19 protein-coding genes and 1 pseudogene are annotated in these 20,531 nt (G+C 56.2%); 13 read left to right on the top strand and 7 right to left on the bottom strand.

Annotated features, from left to right (window positions below):
* Positions 1-74: 74 nt before the first annotated feature.
* From ACODNG_RS05855 to ACODNG_RS05835, 5 genes are all read right to left on the bottom strand, one after another.
* Positions 75-530, bottom strand: a complete 456-nt coding sequence (locus ACODNG_RS05855; RefSeq protein ID WP_434522808.1) for a hypothetical protein — start codon at positions 528-530, stop codon at positions 75-77.
* Positions 531-1,151, bottom strand: coding sequence for a DUF7342 family protein (locus ACODNG_RS05850; RefSeq protein ID WP_434522807.1), 621 nt, complete (start codon positions 1,149-1,151; stop codon positions 531-533).
* A gap of 65 nt (positions 1,152-1,216) precedes the next feature.
* A complete protein-coding gene (locus tag ACODNG_RS05845) occupies positions 1,217-1,867 on the bottom strand; it encodes a restriction endonuclease (RefSeq protein ID WP_434522806.1) in 651 nt (216 codons plus the stop codon).
* Positions 1,860-2,117, bottom strand: coding sequence for a hypothetical protein (locus ACODNG_RS05840; RefSeq protein WP_434522805.1), 258 nt, complete (start codon positions 2,115-2,117; stop codon positions 1,860-1,862). The genes ACODNG_RS05845 and ACODNG_RS05840 overlap by 8 nt, the downstream gene beginning before the upstream one ends.
* The gene (locus ACODNG_RS05835) at positions 2,114-4,969 is read right to left on the bottom strand and encodes a plasmid replication protein RepH (RefSeq protein WP_434522804.1); all 2,856 of its coding nucleotides are present in this window, start codon (positions 4,967-4,969) and stop codon (positions 2,114-2,116) included. The genes ACODNG_RS05840 and ACODNG_RS05835 overlap by 4 nt, the downstream gene beginning before the upstream one ends.
* A 949-nt stretch (positions 4,970-5,918) precedes the next feature.
* On the opposite strand from ACODNG_RS05835, the gene ACODNG_RS05830 reads away from it, so the two are divergent.
* Positions 5,919-6,176, top strand: a complete 258-nt coding sequence (locus ACODNG_RS05830; protein ID WP_434522803.1) for an ArsR family transcriptional regulator — start codon at positions 5,919-5,921, stop codon at positions 6,174-6,176.
* 41 nt (positions 6,177-6,217) lie between these two features.
* Here ACODNG_RS05830 and ACODNG_RS05825 read toward each other — a convergent pair whose 3' ends face one another.
* A complete protein-coding gene (locus ACODNG_RS05825) occupies positions 6,218-6,661 on the bottom strand; it encodes an NUDIX hydrolase (RefSeq protein WP_434522802.1) in 444 nt (147 codons plus the stop codon).
* 200 nt (positions 6,662-6,861) lie between these two features.
* On the opposite strand from ACODNG_RS05825, the gene ACODNG_RS05820 reads away from it, so the two are divergent.
* The 6 genes from ACODNG_RS05820 (at position 6,862) to ACODNG_RS05795 (ending at position 15,112) form a co-directional block, all read left to right on the top strand.
* A complete protein-coding gene (locus ACODNG_RS05820) occupies positions 6,862-7,833 on the top strand; it encodes a phosphoadenosine phosphosulfate reductase family protein (protein ID WP_434522801.1) in 972 nt (323 codons plus the stop codon).
* 288 nt (positions 7,834-8,121) lie between these two features.
* Positions 8,122-9,336: a glycosyltransferase family 2 protein gene (locus ACODNG_RS05815; RefSeq protein ID WP_434522800.1), complete on the top strand. Its 1,215-nt coding sequence runs from the start codon at positions 8,122-8,124 to the stop codon at positions 9,334-9,336.
* 1,113 nt (positions 9,337-10,449) lie between these two features.
* A complete protein-coding gene (locus ACODNG_RS05810; protein WP_434522799.1) occupies positions 10,450-11,643 on the top strand; it encodes a Cdc6/Cdc18 family protein in 1,194 nt (397 codons plus the stop codon).
* 1,168 nt (positions 11,644-12,811) lie between these two features.
* A complete protein-coding gene (locus ACODNG_RS05805) occupies positions 12,812-13,831 on the top strand; it encodes a hypothetical protein (RefSeq protein WP_434522798.1) in 1,020 nt (339 codons plus the stop codon).
* Positions 13,832-13,959: 128 nt separating this feature from the next.
* The gene (locus ACODNG_RS05800; protein ID WP_434522797.1) at positions 13,960-14,499 is read left to right on the top strand and encodes a hypothetical protein; all 540 of its coding nucleotides are present in this window, start codon (positions 13,960-13,962) and stop codon (positions 14,497-14,499) included.
* 130 nt (positions 14,500-14,629) lie between these two features.
* On the top strand, positions 14,630-15,112 hold the full coding sequence (locus tag ACODNG_RS05795; RefSeq protein ID WP_434522796.1) for a hypothetical protein: 483 nt from the start codon (positions 14,630-14,632) through the stop codon (positions 15,110-15,112).
* 84 nt (positions 15,113-15,196) lie between these two features.
* Here ACODNG_RS05795 and ACODNG_RS05790 read toward each other — a convergent pair.
* Positions 15,197-16,220 (bottom strand): annotated as a pseudogene (locus ACODNG_RS05790) (glycosyltransferase).
* A 1,024-nt stretch (positions 16,221-17,244) separates the two neighbouring features.
* On the opposite strand from ACODNG_RS05790, the gene ACODNG_RS05785 reads away from it, so the two are divergent.
* From ACODNG_RS05785 to ACODNG_RS05760, 6 genes are all read left to right on the top strand, one after another.
* Positions 17,245-17,448, top strand: a complete 204-nt coding sequence (locus tag ACODNG_RS05785) for a hypothetical protein (RefSeq protein WP_434522795.1) — start codon at positions 17,245-17,247, stop codon at positions 17,446-17,448.
* A 48-nt stretch (positions 17,449-17,496) separates the two neighbouring features.
* The gene (locus tag ACODNG_RS05780; RefSeq protein WP_434522794.1) at positions 17,497-17,940 is read left to right on the top strand and encodes a hypothetical protein; all 444 of its coding nucleotides are present in this window, start codon (positions 17,497-17,499) and stop codon (positions 17,938-17,940) included.
* 67 nt (positions 17,941-18,007) lie between these two features.
* On the top strand, positions 18,008-18,652 hold the full coding sequence (locus tag ACODNG_RS05775) for a glycosyltransferase family 4 protein (RefSeq protein ID WP_434522793.1): 645 nt from the start codon (positions 18,008-18,010) through the stop codon (positions 18,650-18,652).
* Positions 18,653-18,680: 28 nt separating this feature from the next.
* On the top strand, positions 18,681-19,286 hold the full coding sequence (locus ACODNG_RS05770; RefSeq protein WP_434522792.1) for a glycosyltransferase family 4 protein: 606 nt from the start codon (positions 18,681-18,683) through the stop codon (positions 19,284-19,286).
* Positions 19,279-20,058, top strand: coding sequence for a sulfatase-like hydrolase/transferase (locus ACODNG_RS05765; RefSeq protein WP_434522791.1), 780 nt, complete (start codon positions 19,279-19,281; stop codon positions 20,056-20,058). Before ACODNG_RS05770 ends, ACODNG_RS05765 begins: the two co-directional genes overlap by 8 nt.
* 19 nt (positions 20,059-20,077) lie before the next feature.
* Entirely contained in the window at positions 20,078-20,530 is a 453-nt protein-coding gene (locus ACODNG_RS05760; protein WP_434522790.1) for a hypothetical protein, read from the top strand.
* The last annotated feature ends 1 nt before the right edge of the window (position 20,531 follow it).

The following is a 20,531-nucleotide window of genomic DNA, read 5'->3' as shown; positions in this document are numbered from 1 at the left end:
CTCGGTGAGGGGCAACCGCTGCGGCATGGAATGACAGATCGACGAGCAAGCCGCGGGAACCGATTGCGAGAATGTTACGGCGGGTTTTCTGCTTCGTTCAGCTGTACAAGCGAGTTCTCCTCGTACGCACGCCGCCAGAGAGAATGTACAGCACGTGTTGCCTGCCTGGGTTCTGTGACCGTAATACAGGAGCGTTGCGGGCGCTCTGACGGCGCATCGGGTGGGCCATGAAAATGCTTGTTCGGAGCGTCCGGTTTGGGATGGTAGTCAAATCGGAAGTTGACATTCTGTTCGTCAGTATGGTGAAAATTGTAGTATCCCGTTTGGTACCATCGAATATCGAATCGACAGGAGTTCGCATCTCCGATGCCGTCATCAAGTCGGACGACGAGTTTTGTCGGGTCCAATAGACTGTCGAACCCTGCTTCGATGACGAGACCATCTAGCGTTGTGAACTCGTCTCGAATCTGTTCGACCGCTGTCTCGTCTAACGGCCCGACTTCCCCCTCAATATCTGTGTCAGGCACCATCTAGGCCGTTGACTGTTCGCTGTCATCGCTGAGTGTACCGTACTTGGACGATCCGGTAACACGGCTGGTGTCAGCAACACGAGCCGCAGCGGCGTGGCTATCGTCAGGGTCGAAATCGTAGAGTGAGAGCGCCGCCTGTGCGATCTCAAGATTCTGTTCAATCTGTTGCCAGCGAGTGACATCTTGCCACCCGTCGTCTCCAGGTTCTAGTTCGAGAGTGAGTTCGTCGACGTCAGCAACGTCGTACTGCTCTCGGAAGCTGTTCAGTTCCGTCTTGAGGTCTCGAATCGCGTCTCGGATTTCGTTCTTGGTATGTTCACGATGAATCGCTGCGATACGCTTCATTGCCAGCATTTGGGGGGCACGCATATACTGGGTTCCAGAATCCGTGTTAATTGCTTTGACGCGGCCAGTTTCCGCCAGTATAGAGAGGTATTTTCGCGCGGTCGGTTCACTCACCTGTGCTCGTTCAGCGATCGTACTGATAGGTTGTGGCTCGGTGGTGACGTCACTGACGTGCCGGACGCGGTCGAACGTGGTTGTATCCGCCTTCCACCCCTCAATAGCGGCCTCATTCACGTCCCCCTCCCACAGTCCGTGGGGAGCGTCAGGTGTGGTCATGTGTAACATCGGATACTGGCTCCAACGATAAAATACTTTCTTAGAAATAACTAATATTTGGTACTCTACCCGAACTCGTAGTCAGTGTCTCGAGCGCTGACGTACTCGGTGTTGCCCGTTCGATCCGGCACGTAACACGGACCGTGACTTGGCCCGTTGAAAACGGGCGCCTCAATATCGAGGCTGCTTCGACGGTGAACCAGCAGCGGCAACCGGTCACGCAAGTTTTGGATGAGCGGTTCCCGCCGTGCGTGGAGCGTGCCACTCGGCGGCCGGCGTTCGGTGAGCGGCGGGAGCCGGTCTTTGAAGAGATCCTGTTCGGTCATGATCCGCACGTCGAGGCGCTGTGCCAACTGCCACGCACCCGCAGTTACGCGGCGGGCGACAGCAAGCACAGGCATTGCTCTCGCGAGAGCGGCTCGAAGCGCGATCGCTTCGACAGCGTCCCGCTGAACCGGCACTTGGTGCCAGTCTTTACACTCGACGACGAGGAAATCGGTCGGCTCCCCACGCAGTCTGTGCCGGCGGGCGATCACGTCGGTTTCGAGCCCGAAACAGTACTCGTTGCGGGCGGTCCTGTACCCCCACCGGTCGAGTGCGTCGGCGACCTGGGTTTCGAGCCACCGGCCGTTGGTTGGATCGTGATCTGGCTCCTCGCCGTCGGGCGTTCCGACCGTGTCGATGTCGTCTGTGAACTCGGGGGTGTCGTCACTCATCAGTTGGATCCTCGATGGTGTCAGCCGCGGCTGCGCGTTCGGCTGCCTGTTCGAGCGCGGTCGCGACCGTTTGCGCTTCGCTCGGTGTGAGCACGGCGTAGGTGACTTCGTGATCATCACCGAAGCCGAGGAGGACACGCGAGCCCTCGGTGACCTCGGTGCGGTCGGTGCTGACCTGGATGGACCCATCTGTCGCTGTCGGGCGGTCGTATCTGATGACGGTCTCCAGATCGAGTTGTTGGTCACTCATTGGTTGGCCCCCTTGGGTGAGAGCTGGCGCTGTTCGAGTGGCGCTGCGACTGCGGTCGTCGGATGGGGTGTGGCTGTCATTGTGTCGCTGGTGTCGGTGTCTCGGGTATTTCGGTGGGTGTCGGTGCTGTGCGACGGACGACGGTCGTGAGCGGTGGCTATCGGACGCGTGGTGTGGGGAGTGGCCCCGCTGGGGGTGGCAGCACGCAGGACAGGTGGGGGTTGCTTCCACGTCTGCGGCTGGTCCCCCCGGTTGGCCTTGGGGAGTGGTTTCTGCTCGCAGGCTGTCGACGAGTGTCGGTGCGTCACCAGCGGCGTTGTCGTGCCCCTGCTCGGTGGGAGCCACACCGTCACGGGTGGCGTTCGCGACGTGGGTGTCGCTGTGGTCGCCCACCGACGATGGCCATCGACTTGGACGGGACGGACGCGATCGAGCTCGCGAACATCACTCAGGCGGCGATCATAGCTGCTCGCAGAGATGTCTGCGCGCTCGAGTATCTCCGAGCGGCCGAGCGGTTTGTCGGCGCGCAGGAGGGTGGCGTACAACTTGGTTGCCGTCGGCGTGAGATCCGGCCGAAAGCGCTCTGGTGGGAGCGTGGCCATCGCGCGCTCGACGTCGGCAGGGGTTGGGTGGTGTGACTCGTTCAGCGCTTGTAGGAGGCTCTCCACGACGTCGTACGGACACGCTCGGTGGGTGTCCACCGGGCCAAACGAGCGGAGACAGAGCCGCACGAGCCGCTGGCGCTCGCGGGGTGTCCACTGGATGTCGTGGGTCATCGCAATCTTCTCTAGCACCCGCCGGATGGCGGGGTAGGTCGTGGCGTCTCGAACCGGGATGGTGAGGGGTGGTGCGTCTTCAGTACCCTCGGCAATTGCCTCGCGGACGGTGGTGAGTTCTTCTTGGAGGGTGGTGGTGATCTCCTCGTGGAGTTCGGTGATTGTTGGGCCCGCAATCACCCACGACATCGTGAGATCGAGGCGATCTGTTGGGTCGATGTCGTAGGGGAGTCGCCGGCGCAGTTTTGCGGGCCGATCTTCGAATAAGAGTCGGTACCCCGAGTGAATTCCATACGCTGATTGTTTGGGGACTGTCTTGGCGAGGAACTCACAGAAGTCCTGTCGGGTTGTGGGATTGCGAGCAAGGGCGGCCGTGTCTGGGACTCTGAGCGTGGTTGTAAGGTTGAGTCCGGCCGCCTGGTACAGTTGGGTTGCCGACGCAATGAACCCGTGAAGGTCCTCGAAGAGGTCGCTGCGAGCAGCGGTGTCATCACTATGTGTAAGATCAGCGAGGCGGGCAAGTAGCTGATCGCGAACGCTGGTGATTCGATCTCGCCACGCCTGATAGGTGGCTTCGTCGTCGCTGAACCACCCGACTTGATGGCCACGCTGGATGATGCGGGGTGTGTCCTCGCCTGAATCAGTGATGTTCTCGAATTTGTTGCCAAGCCGTGTTGGGGTGAGGATTTCTGAGAGTGCTTTCTCGCTTAGTAAGGCGCTCGCGAGACGTCCCAACGTGGCTAACGGGCCACCCCACTGGAGCACGACGAGCGTTTCGGTGTCGGTGTGGCTGAGGTAGGCGACTCTGCCGTCCTCGAACGCGTCGAGTGGGTCGTCGACGAGCGTGATGCTGTCATCGGCAGCAACGGTGGCGAATCGCTGGTGGCGGTTGGTTGGGGAGCTGGCCTTCGGGTCGGTGAGCCACTGGACGTACTCGGCGTCGTCGGCTGTCTCGCCAGTTGCTGTGAGCCACTCCTCGGTGGTGAGGGCCCCCGGCCGGCAGGGCGACACTGTACTTGTGAGTTCCTGAAGGGTCCCAGTAAGACGCTCTCCCAGTTGGCGCTGATTCGGGTGGATGAGCGCTTGTGTATCGTCAAGACACGCTGTGATGGCCGTTGTTCCCAACGCGGTAAGCTGGACGGTGTTCCGTTGGCCACGCCGATCAACCGTGACGAGGTCGCGAGCTTCGAGATCAAGGACATAGCGGCTGATGGTGCCTTCAGCAATGTCGAGTGTGGGATCCTGAACGAGGTCAGCATACGAGCGCGCGTACTCGTCTGTGAGACACCCGAGCAGGTGGCGTTTCGTTGGTTCCGTGTCGAGATCGCGGATGGCTGCCCACGCGTCGTCGAGGTGTCGTGACTGCTGGTGGTGGTGGCCCCTAGTGGGGGACCGATCCCGACTGTTAGTAAGATCGAGATGGGTATCGGTCCACTGTGGATACCGCGCGCTGAGGTGTCGTTGGAGGGCGGGTGAGACACCGACCTGAACACAAAACCCGTGTGCGAGTACGGCGATCGTCGCGAGCGCGCGCACCCCGGTGCGGCGATCGTTGAGATTAGTCCACGCGGCCCCATCAAGCAAGAGCGTGATGACGCGTGGGTCATTATCGAATTCTCGATGGAGCGCAACTGGGCCCTTGGCGAGCGCTCCCAAGCCGGCGTTGACGGGACCGCGGCCGGTTCCGATCGACTCGACAGTGTTGGTGAGGTCGGCGTGGCGGTGCTGGTGGTACCTCGAGAGTTCCTCGGTCGTGTCGTAGGTGGTCGCGAGTGTGGTGATCGCGTGGGTGTACGCGACGGCTTCGGCGACGTCGTCGGTCCACGCGTCGTCGAGGGCGTTCCATTCAGGGTGGAGTTGTGAGCAGAGTGCGATGCTTGTCCGCCACGAGTCGGTGGGAGAGTGGTTTCGGATTGTTGCTTCAGTATGTGCTCTGAGTTCGGTGAGCAGCGCTGGAAGCCACTCTGTTCGCCGTGGCGTGACTGCTGAACAGACGAGTCCGTCTGTGGATGTGGCTGTCTCGTGGCTGACGAGGTGGACCCCTCGCTCAGGGGCCGCAGGTTGGCGTGTCCGCACCTGCGATCACCGTGGTTTGGCTGCGGGGTGGCGTCGTTCGGGCCGCATTACTCCGAGCCTCCATCACGCGGGCCACCATCAGCACGCGTCTGCTCGCGAACAGCGGTGAGCAGTGGTGTTGGCTCCCGCTGGGTAGGTTGGGTAGGAGTGCGTGGGGTTGTGGTGTCTGGGTGGACGTGCGGCTCCGTGCCTGTGGTGGTGCTCGTGACGACAATGGTCGGCGCAAGAAGGACCCAGGTCGTTGATTGGGTGCGGGTGTTCGCACAGCTGCCGATGTAGCCGGTGACGACGAGTTCACGAACGCCGCGGGTGAAGACGGTCGGATGTTCGTGCGTATCGTGGCTGCAGCATGAGATACCCGATCTCGTAGGTTAGCTTGCCGGCTGGGCGGTACGCGTAGACGGTGATGTCGTCGCCTTCTTGGAGAGCCTCACCACAGACTTGACACCGCGGATCGCGCGTTCCGAGTTCGATCCGGGAGAGGTGGCTGCGATCGGTCTGGCGGCTGTACGAGTTATTCATCGCGGCCCTCCAGAAGATCGGTGTAGAACTCCCCGAACGCAGTCGCGCACGTGGAACAAAGTGGACCGCCAAAGGCGGCGTCATAGCCGCTTGCGGTCTGTTCACAGAGGCGACAGCTGCCTTTGTAAGTATACGACTCCGTGGTTGTCTCGCAGGGCTTAAGCCCCGCAGTTGCCAGTATTAGCATGGTTCTGTGATTGGGCACAGAACCCGTCCCGGCTGGGTGCTGGTACACCGCAGCCGGGGTTTCTACACTTTCTCGCGAGCCGAGGGTTCGTCACTTGGGCTCTGTACTTGCTAATAGTGGCCTATGTGTGATAAATCTAACTGTGTTTTCTATACCACACAAAATTGTACTGAACATATATTCGATGAAACAAAGTACAGTTAAGCAAACAGTGTTTGTATGAGAAAAAGCGCAGACTGGATGACTATCTGGGACGATCGTATCCTAGAAGCCATACGCGCCGAAGGATCTGGCTCTCCTACCCCACTATCTGAACACAGTCACATTCATGTACAAAAGTCACATATCTCTCAAAGATTAAAGAAATTAGCAGACTACAATCTGTTAGAACACCTCGGAAATGGTGTCTACATTATTACGCCTGAGGGTGAGAAATATCTTGATGGCGATCTTGATGCCACAGGTTTGGCGCGTAATGACCTAGATGAAGAACAGTAGTTGCTGTTAGAATCGATCTAACAGAATAGTAGTTCTGGTTATCAGTTTGACGCAAGTGATGAACGGTCTATAGCCCTCGAGCCAGCTGCTGACTCTGTCATAGCTATGTGAACAGCAGCTATCTGCGGTTCACATAACAACTGTTCAGTCTTCTCAGGACGAACCCACTTACTGTCTACGTGCTCGTCACTAAGCTCAATACTACCATCAGTTTGCCCACAGTCATAATGGACGGCAAACCGACCCTCATCTGCCGTGTTGACCCATGAGTTCGCCTTCACGATCTCCGCCACCTCGACATCCAGTCCGGTTTCTTCGTGAATCTCTCGGCGAAGTCCTTGTCGCGGAGACTCATCCCGGCTAAGTCGACCTCCAGGAAGCTCCCAGTCCTGATCCGTACTCCGCTGTACAACTAGTATGTGGCCGTCAGCGTTGTGAATTACACCACGGACACTTACGGTCGCACGGAGGAGGTCATCAGTCATTACTCAAAGTAGTAAGCAACTCATGATAAATGGTGTGCTAGTCAACGCTTACTAAGAACGGGGGTGCTGTTACACTACGAATTAGACCAAATCCTGGTTATGTTCTTACTGACTGGGCATCTTCGCACAGCTGCCGGGAAGAACCCTCAATAGAAGTAATCCAGAAGGCCTATTGATTCTCTCTCAGACACATCTCGTGTATGAGCGACGACTTCCCGGCGAGCGTCGACGTCGATTACACCGACGGCGAGGGCGAGAGTCCCGACGACTACCCGTCGATCCAGCACAAAATCGAGAAGGCAGTCGAGGTCACCCGTCGCGGTCTCGAACAGTACGACAACCCAGCGGTGATGTGGACCGGCGGGAAAGACTCCACGCTGACGCTGTACTTCATCAACCAGGTGGCCGAGGAGTACGGCTACGAGAAGCCGACCGCGGTGTTCATCGACCACTTCCAGCACTTCGACGACATCACCGACTTCGTCGAACACTGGGCCGACGAGTGGGAGATCGACCTCGTGTACGCCCGCAACGACGACGTCGGCGCGTACGTCGAGGAACACGGGCTGGAGCCGGGCGACGACATCCCCGTCGACGCGCTCTCGGAGCACAACCAGCACCACATCCGGGAGATCCTGGAGTTCGAAGAGGACACGTTCCCGTTCCTCTTGGACACCTACGTCGGGAACCACCTGCTGAAGACGGTCGCGCTCAACGACGCGCTCGAGGAGTACGACATCGACGGCGTCATCTCCGGCGTCCGCTGGGACGAACAGGAGGCCCGCGCCGACGAGACGTTCTTCTCGCCCCGCCACGACCCCAATCTCTTCCCGCCGCACGACCGCATCCAGCCCATCCTCCAGTTCGCTGAGGCCGACGTGTGGGAGGCGTTCTGGAACTTCGTCGTGCCGGACACCGTCGCGGCGTTCCCCGACGAGGGGTACATCCCGCAGGCCGACGACGACCTCCCCGAGGGGGTCACCCAAGAGGACGTGCCCATCTCGCCGAAGTACTTCGCCGGGTTCCGCTCGCTCGGCAGCGAGGTCTCGACGGAGAAGACGACCGAAGAGCCCGCGTGGCTCCAGAACCTCGAGGACACGACCGAGCGCGCCGGCCGCGCCCAGGACAAGGAAGACCTGATGGAGCGCCTGCGCGACCTCGGCTACATGTGAGATAGCTACTCACTTCTCCACCTACTCGACACCTCACCAGTAATCTCCCAAAATCCAAATATATTTCATAACAATTTATACAACGATTGGGTTAGGAGAGCCATATTAAATACAGTTAGGTCAACATCTCGTTCCTACGGATACCATATGTGTCGGCAGCCTTCCGATCTGTAACGCTTCGATACGGTATCTCGATTACAGGAAGACAAAGACTGCGTCTTTCGTTTGTGTAGAACAAGTTTCATATACTGTGACCGTAATAAGTGTATACTAGTTGAATTCGTACAGATGGCATCTACTACACAGCAGTCATCAGTTGAGCAGGAACGACCGGATGTTACCCGTGACCGAAGTGCTGATGAGTTGCTGGTTGGGCGCGACTCAGAGACCGCCCCTCACCTGTCTGTCGTGATGCCGACGCTGAATGAAGAAGCCGGCATTCGTACCTGTATCGATTGGATCAAAACGGCAATCGAAGATCTTCAGGTCTCGGCAGAGATCATCATCAGCGACAGCTCGACAGACCGCACCCCTGAGATTGCGCGTGAGATGGGGGCGATCGTCGTTGAACCCGACGGGAAAGGCTACGGGTACGCGTATCGGTACGCGTTCGAGCGGACACGCGGCGAATATATCGCGATGGGTGACGCCGACACGACTTATGATTTCAAACAGATTCCGCGGCTGTTAACCCATCTTGAGGAGACCGGCGCCGATATGGTGATGGGGAGTCGGCTCAACGGCGAGATCAAAGACGGGGCGATGCCATCGCTTCACCAGTATATCGGAAACCCAGCGCTCACGCGATTTCTGAATACGTTCTATGGTGCGGGGGTAAGCGACGCCCATAGTGGCTTCCGGATCTTCACGCGGGAGGCGTATGAGACGATGGACTGGGAGACGACCGGGATGGAGTTTGCGTCTGAGATGATTATGGAGGCTGGAGCAAAGAATCTCGATATTGTGGAAGTCCCCATCGTGTATCACGAACGCGAGGGTGAAGAGACGCTTGAGAGCTTCCGAGATGGGTGGCGTCACGTCCGGTTTATGTTGGTCAACGCGCCGGGCTATCTGTTTTCAGTCCCGGGGCTGTTGTTGACCATCTTCGGGGTTGCGGTTATGACAATCGCGCATACGGGCGTGGCACTTGGAGAGGTGACGCTCGGGGTTAACTCGATGATCGCTGGGAGTTTGGCTACAATCGTCGGGACACAGGTTGGGTCCCTTGGCGTGTTTGCGACGGTGGCGAGTGAACCGATTCAACAGCCTGACGACCCGCTTACAACCGGGATTACGGAGTACGCAACACTTGAGCGCGGCGCGACGGCGGGTGTTGTTGTGTTCGCAGCTGGTGGTGTGTACGCTAGCTGGCTGGTCGGCGACTGGATCCTGAGCGGCTTTGGGTCGGTGCCGTTCACCTCAGCGGCGCTTCTTGCGTTTACTGCTGTTGTCGTCGGAATCCAGCTTGTCTTCTCGTCGTTCTTTTTGAGTACGGTGAACTGATCGACGCTGGCTGCTGCTGGGATTGGGCAGGTTTCGTTGGTGCTCGGAAGTGGCGCAGGCGGTGTGCGCGCTGCCGAGCGACAACCCGTGTCGAACCTCTTGTGGATGGATTCACAGTACCGTCGTGCGAAGAGTGTCGCAACTGGGTGCGTCCCGTCTGATCACTTGTCTCGGTCGATGGCTTGTGCGGTGTGTGTCCTGGTGTGGTGGTGGTCAGTTCGTCGCTTGTCGCGTGTGGTTTCGTTTGTGGGATGGTCTCTTTGAGCCACCGACCGCTCTGATAGAGACCACACACGAGTGTGTACACTACCATTCCAACAATACAGAACCAGCCGACGACGAAACGCTGGATCATGGTTGTTCCGCGCTTGGTAGACCTGTTATCTCGTTATTCAGTTGCTACTCCTCAGTAGGACCTACATAAAGCGTAGCGTTGGGCCCTCATGCTAGCGTGATGAACCAGTACTCTGGTGGATCGTTTGCCCTCGTTTTTCGATATTGGGTCTGGCAGCACAGACCGCCTGAGATACCTTCGTGACAGAGGATCTCTATTAGAAACTGTGGAGACAACCTCTTGAGAATCGCTGTACCGTCATCGAACTCAACAGGGTCGTGGCTACCTGTTGATCGCCCACGAATCGTTGTCACAGCATTTGCTGGAGGCTCGGCAGTCTCTCCGGATACATCCGGGATGCTGTGGTTGTGATAGCATGTGCCGCCAATGGCGCACTGATCTGGAGCGTCACAGTTCTTGCTTGTAGCGTGTGAAGGGCATCAGAGTGAACACGGACTGCTGCCGTGCGGGAGACCCCCCTATGTCCGCATAATCTCTCCATGGGCTCAAGGGATCGCTCCCGAGTTAGTGACCCACGACTGAAGTCGTGGAGTCCCTCCGTATTCCTCTGTGAGATGAATGAATGACCTCTCTCAGGGCCTCCACCATGTCCGCATAATCCACCGAGAAACGGAACGGATCGTCTCCTAAAGAGTCTCTCATATCGTCCGAATTCGGTCGTATATTATGTCAACAGTATGAACGTCCGTCCGAAAATTCAATAATGAAGACGCTCCGGACGCGATGGTTTTATATCGGGCGTACACGATCACGTTCGTATGTCGCGGTCGTTCACGGACCAGACGGACATCTTCGCCGACGAGACCGTTCTTTATGACTCCTGGACACCTGATGAGCTTCCAGAACGTGAAACGGAGCTCGACGACCTCCACGATGCCCTCGCGCCCGTGGCGAGAGGCGCTTCGCCGCACAACACGTTCGTCTACGGAAAGACAGGTCAGGGAAAAACCGTCGGTGTCACGTACAAACTAGCGGACCTGCGAGCGTTTGCCGACGACAACGATATCGATCTCTCCATCGTTCGGTATTCGTGTGCCAAAGACAATACGAGCTATCAGGTCGCCTCGAACCTTGTCGCGGAGTTGTCAGGCGAGAAGCCTCGAGGGTACGATAAGAAAACCGTCTTCGACCGTCTCTACGAGAATCTACAAGCTCTCGGTGGAACCGTGATCATCGTCCTCGACGAGATCGACTCGATCGGCACGGACGACGACATTCTATACGAGTTGCCGCGGGCTCGCGCCAACGGCCATCTGGAGGACATGTGGGTGTCCGTCATCGGCATTTCGAACGACTTCGAGTTCCGGGACAACCTGAGCCCGAAAGTCAAGGACACCCTCTGTGACGAGGAGCTCCACTTCGCTCCCTACGATGCGGGCGAACTCCGCTCGATTCTCACCCGGCGTGCTGAGAAGGCATTCAAAGACGACATTCTGTCCGAAGACGTCATTCCCCTCTGTGCGGCGATGGCGGCGCAGGATACGGGTTCGGCACGCCAGGCGATTCGGTACCTGTACAAGGCGGGTGAACTGGCGTCGAACGGCGGCGACGAGATAGTGACGGAAGCCCACGTTCGGGAGGCCGAAGCAGTCATCGAGCGCAAGAGCATCGAGCGTGGGATTCGAGATCTGACCACACAAGACCACCTCGCGTTGACGGCGATCGTTTCCCTGGAAGTGGACGGGGAGACGCCGGCACGCACGAAACAGGTGTATGCGAAGTACACGGACATCACCACCCGTATCGGCGCCGAATCGATCGCGATGCGGCGTGTTCGTGACCACCTTCAGGACCTTAATCTGGCCGGCGTCGTGAACGCGATGGAACGCAACACGGGCATACAGGGTGGACAACACTACCTCTTCGAGCTCGGCGCAGACCTCGGCACAACCATCGACGTCCTTCGCGAAAACGAGCGGCTGGGTGATGTGATGGACCGCATTACGGCGTAGAGAATTATGCGGACACGGTGGGGTGTCCCTCTGTGTGTGCTTGGGCGGTTCTCTGGTTCGTAAGTTATGCGGACGTGGGGGGGTCCCTCCGGTTGAGGGTGGTATTTCACACCGGGAGACACGTTAATGTGGTGACCACTCACCAATCAGGGTCAAGCGGCCTATGGCTGTACTTTCACTCTGCTCGCCTGAAGTATAAGTTGTAGAGCACGCAATCTGGGTGAGGGAGTAGAGTTGAGCCGATTGTAACAACCGTACCGCGACACACGAAGACACCGTACCGCCTCTCGGATGAGACGTGGTCAGAGGTCCTCGACATACTCCTGCCGGGTTTCGCGGCGGTCCGACTCGGTGCTCATGTCGTACCACCGCTCGATCGTGTCTGGGTTGGCGCCGCAGGATTCTGAGACCACTTCTTCGGTGGGGACACCGTTCGCCCGGAGGTGGGTGATGTATCCCCGGCGGACAGGATGCGGGGAGAGCGACTCCGAGCAGTCGTATGCGGCGATGTTCGTCTGTGCGGCGTCACACGTGTCTGGATCCTCGCCGACTGGACACTCTTGTCCGGTGGCACACGGACGGGTCCAGGCATAAACATACTGATGAATCGAACTCGGCGTCGTAGCCGTGCTTCAGGGAGTTGTTCTCTGATATTTGGTGCGAATAGTACAAACCTGTCTGTCACTCGGCTGTGGGACTTTTCATACGTCAGCAGGCTGGCTTTTGTGTCGTCGATAATGCTGACCAATTCGTCGTAGATTGGTTGAATCCGAATTCCTGGGGCCGTTGCTGGCGAGCTCGAGGAATATCGCTTGGTCATAGATACCCACAATTCAGCCTCACCTCTTAGCAGCTACAAACCATTGAATTGATTAACGAATGTGACAGACGTTTGTGCTGAGTAGAAGCATTCGCTGTGGCCAAATTTCCAAAGTATGTCCTCTCATCATAATTCTCCTACTGACGACGATGACCTGTGTTGTTCGGCAGGTGATCTCTGTGAGCGAAGACAGACCCTTTCGTTAGCTGATCTGACATCATTTGTTACGTCTCACGATATAGATCTTACCGATACGGTGACTCTCCAGTTCGATCGGACGTGATCCACGTGCCGGGACGATTGAGGCGCGTCGAACCGATGATTATGATACAGAGGACCTGGCTGGTAGTGGCCAGACGCTCGAAGATTCGTACTCGGCTGCCATCCAATGTTTTAGAGTCAAACATCAGAGCCGCACTTGTTGACGAAATCAACGACGAAACAGCGGTTGATAACGTTCTGATGGCGCTGCGAAATTGGAAGCACGGCAGCTATACCATTCACACACCGGAAGCTCTCCCGGATCAGCTACGCCCGAACGACGCCGGTGACCAGTATGCACATTACGCACAGACTCACGAACTCGTCTGTAAAGAAGCGTTGTCGATCGGCACCTCTGTACGCAACGACAACCTTGACGGAGATGATCCATCAATCCAAGAAGTTCGGGCACTTCAGTATATCCATGGCCTCTCACGATGCTTTCTCAGAGAACACCTCTCAGAAGACGGTCCGTTCACACTCCATCGAGGTGTGGGCGGTGTCGCGTTCGCGGATGTTGGACGACAACTAATCGACGACGAAGGGCCGCTGATCGAGGTGAATGAGAAGGCAGCGCTTGCGAATTTCTCCCCGTCGAAGGATGTCGCGAAAAGTTTCCGGGGGTTGATCCTCTCCCTATCGGTCTCTCCGGACGCAATCGCTGTGGCAGCCGATCAGCTGTTCAAATGTACTGACGAACATGGCGACATCACAAACCGTCATGCGGAGGTTCGTGTCGTAACTGACTGTTATCGTGAATCAGCATCTCTTGACGACTTACGACTTCCGAGCAATACGAAAGCTCACGACTTTCTGCAAAACCCTCACACGGATAATCTCGAAGACCACCGGTTCATGGCCAGCCTCCTGAATCGGTGGTTCAATCAATATGACTCGTCTGATGACCGCCCGATACCGCAGACAACGACCGGATTTGACCGAATCGAAGAATGGCATACTCAGTATCAGAATCTCCTCGAAACCCGTCAACGAGAAGCATTAGAACAGGAAAATTTTGAATTGGCAGACCGACTGAGTGAACGGCTCACAATCGTTGATGGGCTCACGAAAACCGCAGACACGGTTCGTGACGAACAAGAGATTTGAGGTGTTTTGCGAGCGGATTAGCGTAACAGTGGGGAGAGGCCCTCCAACAAAGGCTTTTAGTTTGGAGGTATCCAATAATTATCTAGTGATCCCAGATGACTGTTCACCTTGATCTATCTCCTGATACGGTGCCTGACTGGCTCGCAAAGGTAGCAGCAGGCGATAGTGAAGATGTCTGGGACCAACTCGACGAAGCAGAACGGAAACGACGTGCCGCCTCCGTACAATTAGATGCGCTCGCCGAAGAGCTAATTAACCGTAACCTCGCCCCCCCGGAAACTGCCCGGGAACTCGCTACAGTCTTGTATGAACAGCTCTCTGACGACGAGTTTCGGGAACTCCGCAAGGATGCGCTTGAGAGCGATCGTGACGAAGATTACGTCGATAAAGTCGCAACCGAGCTCGTAGACAATATTGAGGAGTTATCCGCAACAGCAGAATCTGCCCCCGTTGTAGCATTTCCTGACGCAGCGCGGTATGTGTCCTACGCAGCATCGGCTCAGTCGCAGTTTCCCACTGCCTTGTTCGGTGCTTTAGGGGCAGCTCGCGCGTCTTCAGAGGCGGCGCTTCTCCCGATAGTCGAGTTCTCTGATGAGCCCGAACGGATGACCGCAGATTACTCACCTCAACTCCAGGTGGAGGATCCGTCATCGCATACACAGGGCTGACACCGATCATTGTCCCCACATTTATGTTCTAGTCCTGTGAGTTCTCAGCCATGATTAGACGGTTTAGATACCGATGGGCGCAGTTTTTCTCTTCGTCACCTATCGAGCACACTGAACGCCGTAAGGAATCATGAAAGCAACACGATATCAAGTTACGTCCGTCGATCTCAGTCTTGACAACCCCGACCTCTCTGATATCGAGGACGGAGCTGTCAAGGTTGACTTCCAAGCGGGCAGTGAACCGGAATATGACGACGAGTTAGATGCTCTCGTTGGGGCGGCAACACTCAACATTGACCTCTACTCACACGATGGCATGGGTCGGCCGCCACAAGGTACGATCGGCGATCCGGATGCCAAACTCGGCGACATTTCGGTCACGTTCCGAATAATTCTCGAGGGCAATTCCGACACACTCACCACGATTGTGACAACATGGCAAGAAAATGGCTACACCGCACTCGATTCAGACACTCGCTTCCACTTGGAAAGTGGAATCGGGACTGAGATCATGAATCCACTCTCTGACCTCATTGATAGTTCGTTCAGAGGTTTACTCCCGCATACTCGATTTACACAGAGAACTCTCGACGAGTCAGATAATTCAGAATAATGCGATAATAGATCTGGTTCGCTCATTAACTATGTTTAGCAGAGTGTGCGGACTCGATTCTGGCTGACAGTTCTCGTATCCGATTCACCACTCGCCATCAATAGCGCGCTGATAGGCAGTTTCAGCCTGGTTTGCGACCGTGTCCCAGTCGTACTGCTGGGCGCGTTCCCGTGGCGATGTTTCGGGGCGCGCCCCACCCAGCGCGCTGTCGAGTATGTCGGTGAGCGCGTCGGCGTTCGGGTCGACGAGAAAGCCTGCGTCGTCGATGACTTCGTCTGCGGCCGAATCGGGATGATCTGCTGCGATGACGGTACAATCAGCTGCCATCGCCTCAGCAAACGTTAGGCCAAATCCTTCTCTTGTACTCGGCGAGCAGAAGATGTCGGCGGCCCGCATGTGGCCGAGGACATCCTCATAGTCGTCGAGGAAGCCGAGGAACTCGACGCGGTCTGTATGGGTGAGCGAGTCACGTTTTGTTTCGAGCCGGTTTCGTTCAGGGCCGTCACCGATGACTCCCAGTGTGGCATCGTGTCGGCAGCGACGTTATCGAACGCATCAAGCAGGACGTCCACGTTCTTATGCTCGATGAGCCGGCCCGCAAAGAGCATCTTGTAGCGCTCCTGTGGGAGTGGGGCCGTTGCGATCTGGTCAACGTCGATCCCATTCGGCACGATCTCGATGGTTTCGTGGGCAGGGCCGATGGTGGCGAGGTTATTGGCGGTGATCGACGATACCGCGATCGGTTGCTACGGTACGCGTGCGGTGACACGCTCGGTGACCTTGCCGAACGGCGCGAGGCGTCCGAGGTACTCCTCCCAGTAGTTGCCCCAGACCTCGTGCCAGGTCGTGACGACGGGTGTGTCCGTCCGCAGGCTCCCCAGTTTCGTCGACAGCACCGGGAAGTACGGGAAGACGCTGGCGACGACCACGTCGTGTTCTTCGTTTTGGAGCCGTTTGTACAGCGGGAGAGAGTGCGCTGCGAAGTCGATCGCCTCGGTGATCCAGTGCCACTTCTCCGGGTACAGGTCCTCTCGGGCGCAACCGCGTGGAACGTCAGTTCTACGCTTCGCTTCTGAGTGGGAGAAGGTGTCTGTATCGTTCTCGTCATCGTAAAGGGGCAGGTAGGGGTTGCGCAGACTTCCACCTGCTCGGGGAATAATTCGACGATGTCTCGTCAAAGAAGGGCATTAGCGACTTGTACGCAAGTGATAGAGGATTGTGGTTGCCTATGACGAGTCTTCATTAGAAATACAGACCGTCGAGATCGAGATCTTTTGTATCGACTCCACGTTGCTGGGGAGGTTCAAGCAGACTTTCTCGTCAAGCCAGTTGACGATGGAGTTAAGAAGTTGGTCTTCACGAATTCCACTATCTGCTACTGGTGTTTGGCCACATCAATATCATCAGCAAACAGAAGTCTCAACCAACCGATTTGTGGGGTACTCAAAACTGTTCGTCAAGTGAATTGCGTCAGTGACCCCATTGGTGTCAATTCCGAACATCTGGCGCATGTTATGGGATATTCTATTATTGTTCTATAATCACTTATGTGGTTAGGCTCTGTGCGTCAGCACATACCCCAGAACGGATGAGACCAGATCAACATCGCGGTCAATCCCGACCTCAAGTAACCTTGTGGATCAGATTCCTCTATGCGGTCGAGCATCTGGAAGATCGATACTAACTGCTGCTGCGCTGATGGGTGGTATATGCGTAAATGGAGCAACACCTATTCAGGCTCACCGCCCGGATGCTAGCGGCATCCGGGCGGCCTGCCATGATGCTGATTCCTTGGCACGTAGGCCAATCAGAGCCACGCGTTCTGAGACGCTGTTGAATCATCGGCCTTTGACCACCCCAGTACCTCTCTACGCACGCTGGGGACTTAGCAGGCTTCATCCCATCAGAGCAATCCATAATCAACAATCGTAGTAGTTATTCGACGATCGAACGTCAATTGAGGTGATAATAAACTGGACAATACCAGCAATAGGAAAAATAAAATGATTTATAGTGACAAACTATGCGGTTTTTGACAAGAAGGTAAGACTAATACATGCACAACGGACTATTACCCAGCAGACACCGCAGACTCACAAAATATAATGTCAATGCAAGAAGACACTCGTTCGTTGGAACTGCCGGAGCAAGTTGTCGAACGCGTCGAAGAGAGACTGCCACGAACAGAATGGGACGAGCCCAGAGAATACGTCACGTACGTCCTTGAGGAAGTACTCTATCAAGTTGAGCAAGAGACTGAGGACGATGATTTTGAGGAAGTCGACGAAGCGAAAGTCGAGGACCGCCTGAAGTCACTCGGCTACCTCGACGAATGATTACGTCCCGTGGCGTCGTGTTCGCCAACTAGTGTTCTTACTGGTAGTATGGATCTCTTCACCCACCTATCCTTGCCGGTGACGGCCTCGTACGTGCTGCGACCGGGATTCTTCGAGCAGCCGTGGCGATTCTCGCTAGCAGGATTCAGTCTGCTGTCTGATCTCGATAAGCTCCTTGGTGTTCCGGGATTGTTACACTCCGCTGTTACACTCGTACCCATTACGGGATTTCTGTTCTTCATTGAGTACGCCGTCCGCAGAAACCTCACTGTAACTCCGATGGTGGCGGCGTTCATCTGGAGTCACCTTCTGTTAGATGTTTTGGACGGTGGCCCAGTTCCCTTATTGTTCCCACTTGTGCGGACTGGTATTGGCTTTCAGTATCCGGCACAGACAGTCTTCGGGGAGGGCATTATAGGTGTGCGGTTGCGTGGGCCGCTCGTAGCGCTCCGAATGGCCGTCCCCGTCCCGGATTCAACACCTATGGATTGACAAAGGGGAACGGAGTAGCAAGCGCATTCTTGTTTATTGCCGTCCTTGTAGACGTGTTTCGATCGAAGTGGGAGGTGAGTCTCTGATCCACGTTGTCCATCTCTACGACGGCCACGAACAAGTGTACGGCGGCCGAGGTTCGGTACCGGGTGTCGTGTGGAATATCGCCCGCGAGACAGCTGCAGCGAACCACGATGTGACGGTGTTAGAGCGGCGGTGGGACGATCTCCCAGCGACCGCCGAATACGACGGTGTCGCATTCCACCGTCTCAATCTCCGAACAGGAGCCGACAAACCGTGGATGCGTGTTCCCTACGAAGAAGTGACATCACCTGGTGGTGCAGTACGCCTCGTCGGTGACCGGACAAACTTCGCCTTCGCGGCGTTACGCTGGCTATACGAGATGGAGTTCGACATCCTCCACGTTCACCTCCCGTTCGCGGCAAATGTCATTGCGACCGTTGCGCCACAGTTGCGTGACCGCATGGTGTACACCGCTCACCTCGGGGAACTCCGGCTCGACCTCCTTGAAGACAGTCAGGGAGACAGTAGTGACGAATCTGGACTGGACGTTCCTGCGGTTCTCTCGGCTTTCTCGCCGGATGTTTATTTGGCGAAACGTGTGGCGGCGACGACTGTCCTGAACCCGGGCATTGAGTCTCGGATTCGTCGACCAAGGCGTAGACGCGACCGCGTTGCACGTGATTCCTAACGGCGTCGATATTGAGCGATTTGGTAATATGGACGCCACGGCAGTCGAGCGTGTCCGAAAAAAATACGGTATCGGTGACTGTCCGGTCGTGTTGTTCGTGGGAACTGTGATGCCGCGGAAGGGTGTAGTCGAGCTAGTGCGGGCGTTTGACCAGCTCGTGAACGAGCGTGGACGAGATATACACCTCGTGCTCGTCGGTGAGACCGGGCTTGATGAAGCATATGTAGAAAAGGTAGAAAGCTTCATATCACGTGACAAACTGGATAATCATGTTACGATGCCCGGTTTCGTTCCCGGTGATGACCTACCAGCGCTCTACCGGCTCGCCGATGTCCTTGCCGTGCCTTCACTGGAAGAGGGATTCGGAATGACCGCTATCGAGGCAATGGCCGCCGGAACGCCCGTAGTCGGGTCACGTGTTGGTGGCCTACCGCAGGTAATCGAGTCCGGGCAGACAGGCTTGCTCACGGAACCCGGAGATGTTGACGGACTTGCTACTGCAATTGAAGACGTGCTCACACAGCTAGATCGAGATGACATCACAGACATGGTTAGACAGAAAGCAATGAAATATTCGTGGGAATCAGTCGCAACGCAGTTCGAAACAGTCTACGAGGGAATTCAGAATGAGTGAGAATATCGTACTTGTCTCTATCGACAGCTTACGTGCGGACTACTGTGGGTTCATGGGCCATGAAGGTGGGATCACACCGACTCTTGACTCGATGGCCAAAGATGCAATTGTTTTTGAGAACGCTACTTCACCAGGTCCACGGACGCCTGAATCAATGCCGGGTATCTTCACTGGTGAGTTCGTTTCTGATGACTTGCCGACGGATATGGTTCCTCAGAGAGAGTTGATTAACAAGCATATGGAGCGACACCGGACGCTCCCAGAACAGCTCTCGGAGATGGGATACACAACAATCGGACTTACGCCGAACCCGTTCACGTCTCGGTTCTTCGGATTTGATCGTGGTTTCGACTACTTCCAAGACTTTATTGGTGATTCGTCTGACGGTTTCTATCAACGCCTGTTTAAGGGTTGGCTCGGTGGAGATACCGTCTCAAACGTGCTCCGGCTGTCCCGGAACATGATTCAACGAGAGGAAGTCTTCAAACCCTGGGAATCGTTCTACGACGAAGCGATTTCCGAGGTTCAAGACACCGAGGAGCCATACTTCTTGTGGGTCTTCCTGATGGACGTTCACGAGCCATATATGGCGGGAGACGGATTCCGCTCAACAAAGTTCTGGGAGCGCTGGAGCGCGATCTGGCGACTCTACTTAGGAGACAAGGAGTCGCCATTCGACGAGAAGACGACTCGGCGACTGATTCGGGCGTACGAAGACTCTATCGAGTATACGGATGCGTTCTTCGATCGGTTATTAGACGATCTGAGATGACACAGATCCAACCGTATTCATGCATGGCGACCACGGAGAAGCGTTTGGCGAACACGGTGTCTATTCCCACGAACCGTACTTTTACGAAGAAAATATCCATGTACCATTGCTTGCCTATGGCGACGGTAGTGATCGAATTAAAGAACCGATCTCTGTGCGGCGAATCCCTGATCTGGTCATCGACGCGGCGAACGGGAAGCTCGCAGAGAACGTCCGTCAACAGACAGGGACATTCTCTGTGTCAAGGACAGCAGCAGATCACAAAATTTCGCTCCGAGGGAGCAACTGGAAGTACGTACATGGTGACGACAATGACGTGACTCGACTGGTCGATCTCGACGACAAAGAGTTACCGACCAATGGTCACTCGGAATTGCTTGAACGACTCGCACAGAATAGCGAGGAATCGATTCGAGAACGGCAGCGGATCAATGAAGCTGTAGCAGACGCATTTGTGGAATCACAGCTCTGAT

Origin of the sequence: Halorubrum sp. AS12 (genome assembly GCF_051122765.1) — an archaeon.
Taxonomy (GTDB): Archaea; Halobacteriota; Halobacteria; order Halobacteriales; family Haloferacaceae; genus Halorubrum; species Halorubrum trapanicum.
The sequence above is the reverse complement of the archived record's forward strand: the minus strand, read 5'-3'. Positions and strand labels throughout refer to the sequence as shown.

Bases quoted from the DNA above. Each gene is read 5' to 3' on its own strand.
- ACODNG_RS05855 (WP_434522808.1), bottom strand. From the start codon at position 530: ATGGTGCCTGACACAGATATTGAGGGGGAAGTCGGGCCGTTAGACGAG.
- ACODNG_RS05850 (WP_434522807.1), bottom strand. From the start codon at position 1,151: ATGACCACACCTGACGCTCCCCACGGACTGTGGGAGGGGGACGTGAAT.
- ACODNG_RS05845 (WP_434522806.1), bottom strand. From the start codon at position 1,867: ATGAGTGACGACACCCCCGAGTTCACAGACGACATCGACACGGTCGGA.
- ACODNG_RS05840 (WP_434522805.1), bottom strand. From the start codon at position 2,117: ATGAGTGACCAACAACTCGATCTGGAGACCGTCATCAGATACGACCGC.
- ACODNG_RS05830 (WP_434522803.1), top strand. From the start codon at position 5,919: ATGACTATCTGGGACGATCGTATCCTAGAAGCCATACGCGCCGAAGGA.
- ACODNG_RS05825 (WP_434522802.1), bottom strand. From the start codon at position 6,661: ATGACTGATGACCTCCTCCGTGCGACCGTAAGTGTCCGTGGTGTAATT.
- ACODNG_RS05820 (WP_434522801.1), top strand. From the start codon at position 6,862: ATGAGCGACGACTTCCCGGCGAGCGTCGACGTCGATTACACCGACGGC.
- ACODNG_RS05815 (WP_434522800.1), top strand. From the start codon at position 8,122: ATGGCATCTACTACACAGCAGTCATCAGTTGAGCAGGAACGACCGGAT.
- ACODNG_RS05810 (WP_434522799.1), top strand. From the start codon at position 10,450: ATGTCGCGGTCGTTCACGGACCAGACGGACATCTTCGCCGACGAGACC.
- ACODNG_RS05795 (WP_434522796.1), top strand. From the start codon at position 14,630: ATGAAAGCAACACGATATCAAGTTACGTCCGTCGATCTCAGTCTTGAC.
- ACODNG_RS05780 (WP_434522794.1), top strand. From the start codon at position 17,497: ATGGATCTCTTCACCCACCTATCCTTGCCGGTGACGGCCTCGTACGTG.
- ACODNG_RS05770 (WP_434522792.1), top strand. From the start codon at position 18,681: ATGGACGCCACGGCAGTCGAGCGTGTCCGAAAAAAATACGGTATCGGT.
- ACODNG_RS05765 (WP_434522791.1), top strand. From the start codon at position 19,279: ATGAGTGAGAATATCGTACTTGTCTCTATCGACAGCTTACGTGCGGAC.
- ACODNG_RS05760 (WP_434522790.1), top strand. From the start codon at position 20,078: ATGCATGGCGACCACGGAGAAGCGTTTGGCGAACACGGTGTCTATTCC.